Annotated in this window: 2 protein-coding genes; both read right to left on the bottom strand. The window is 77.3% G+C overall.

Features of this window, described 5'->3' with window-relative positions; translation table 11 throughout:
* Positions 1-499 (bottom strand): hypothetical protein (locus tag ABEB16_RS18100; protein WP_345713612.1); only part of this gene is annotated, 499 nt, incomplete at its 3' end.
* Between the two features lie 196 nt (positions 500-695).
* Positions 696-1,790: M3 family metallopeptidase (locus ABEB16_RS18095; protein ID WP_345713611.1), on the bottom strand; the 1,095-nt coding region annotated here is incomplete at its 5' end.

Raw genomic sequence — 1,790 nt, 5'->3', positions numbered from 1 at the left:
CCTGCTCCGCGCCGGTCTCCCCCGCCACGGCCCGCGCCGCCGTCGCGAGGTCGCTGCCGCGGGCCCCGTCCACCACGCGCAGCGTGCTGGCCGACACCACCAGCAGCACGCCCCCGGCGCCGCGCACCAGCCGGCGGGCGTCGTCGCCGGCCGGGCCGAGGTCGGCGAGCTCGGCCTCCAGGCGCAGCCGGGTGAGGACCGCTGCGTCGGCCACCGGGTCGACGACGACCAGGCCGGTGTCGCGCAGGTAGCCGAGCAGGGCGTCGGCGTCCTCGCCGAGCTGCTCGCGGAACTCCGCCACCGCCAGGCCGCGCGCCATGCAGCGCAGCTCCCCGACGGTCTGGGCGTGCAGCTCGACCCACGTGCCGCCCTGCTCGACGTGGCACACCGGTGCGCCGTCGCGGGCGCTGCGCAGGGGGGCGCCGTCCGCGCCGCTGGTGACGACGCTGCCCACGAGGTAGGCCGTGGTCGAGGGCTGGTGCGTGCGGTGCTGGCGCATCGGGGACCTCCTGGCGTCGGGCCCCGGTGCCGGGGCTCCAGGGGAGGAGCATCGGCACGCCGGTCCTGATCCTCGAGCGCCCGACCGCCCGAACCGCCCGAACCGCCCGAACCCGGGGATCAGCGCCGCCGGGGCCCCGCGGCGGCGCCCGGACCCGGAGAAGGGCGCCCGGGAGGGCGCCCGGGCCGGCGGGCGGTCAGACCCCCGCCAGCCCCCGCCGCGCCAGCAGCGGCTCGATGCTCGCGTCGCGGCCGCGGAACTCCCGGTACGCCGCCAGCGGGTCGGTGCTGCCCCCGCGGGCCAGCACGAGGCGGCGGAAGCGCTCCCCGTTCTCCCGCCGCAGCCCGCCGTTCTCGGCGAACCACTCCACGGTGTCGGCGTCCAGCACCTCGCTCCAGACGTAGGAGTAGTACGCCGCCGCGTACCCGCCGCCGAAGACGTGGTTGAAGTAGGTGCTGCGGTAGCGCGGCGGCACCTCCGCCAGCGCCACGCCCGCCTCCTCCAGCGCGCGGGCCTCGAACGCCTCGACGTCGTCGGGACCCAGCCCGTCCAGCCCGCCGGCCGGCACCCGGTGCCAGGCCTGGTCCAGCAGCGCCGCCGCGAGGTACTCGGTCGTGGCGAAACCCTGACCCTCCCGCTGCGCCGCCGCCAGCGCCTCCAGCGCCGCCGCCGGCAGCGGCTCACCGGTGAGGTGGTGGCGGGCGTAGCCGGGCAGCACCTCGGGGTGGAACGCCCACATCTCGTTGACCTGGGAGGGGAACTCCACGAAGTCGCGCGGCACCGACGTGCCGGAGAAGCGCGGGTAGCGGACGTCGGACAGCAGCCCGTGCAGCGCGTGGCCGAACTCGTGGAACAGCGTGACCACCTCGTCGAGGCTGAGCAGCGCCGGCTCCCCCGGTGCCGGCGGCGGCACGTTGAGCACGTTGACCACCACCGGGCGGGTGCCCAGCAGGTGCGACTGCTCCACGAACGACGTCATCCACGCCCCGCCCCGCTTCGACGGCCGGGCGAAGAGGTCGGCGAGGTACAGCCCCAGCGCGGAACCGTCGGCGTCCAGCACCTCGAACACCCGCACCCCCGGCGAGTGCCCCGGCAGGTCGGGCCGCTCGGTGAACGAGAGCCCGTACAGGCGGGTGGCGGTGGCGAAGACGCCCTCGCGCAGCACCCGGTCCGCCTCGAAGTACGGCCGCAGCGCGTCGGCGTCCAGCGCCGAGCGGTCCGCGCGCGCCCGCTCGGCCAGGTGCGCCCAGTCCCACGCCCGCAGCGGCCCCTCGACCCCGTCGGCCGCCAG

This window comes from Kineococcus glutinatus (genome assembly GCF_039542765.1).
GTDB classification, from domain to species: domain Bacteria; phylum Actinomycetota; class Actinomycetes; order Actinomycetales; family Kineococcaceae; genus Kineococcus_A; species Kineococcus_A glutinatus.
This window is presented reverse-complemented; position numbering and strand designations above follow the sequence as displayed.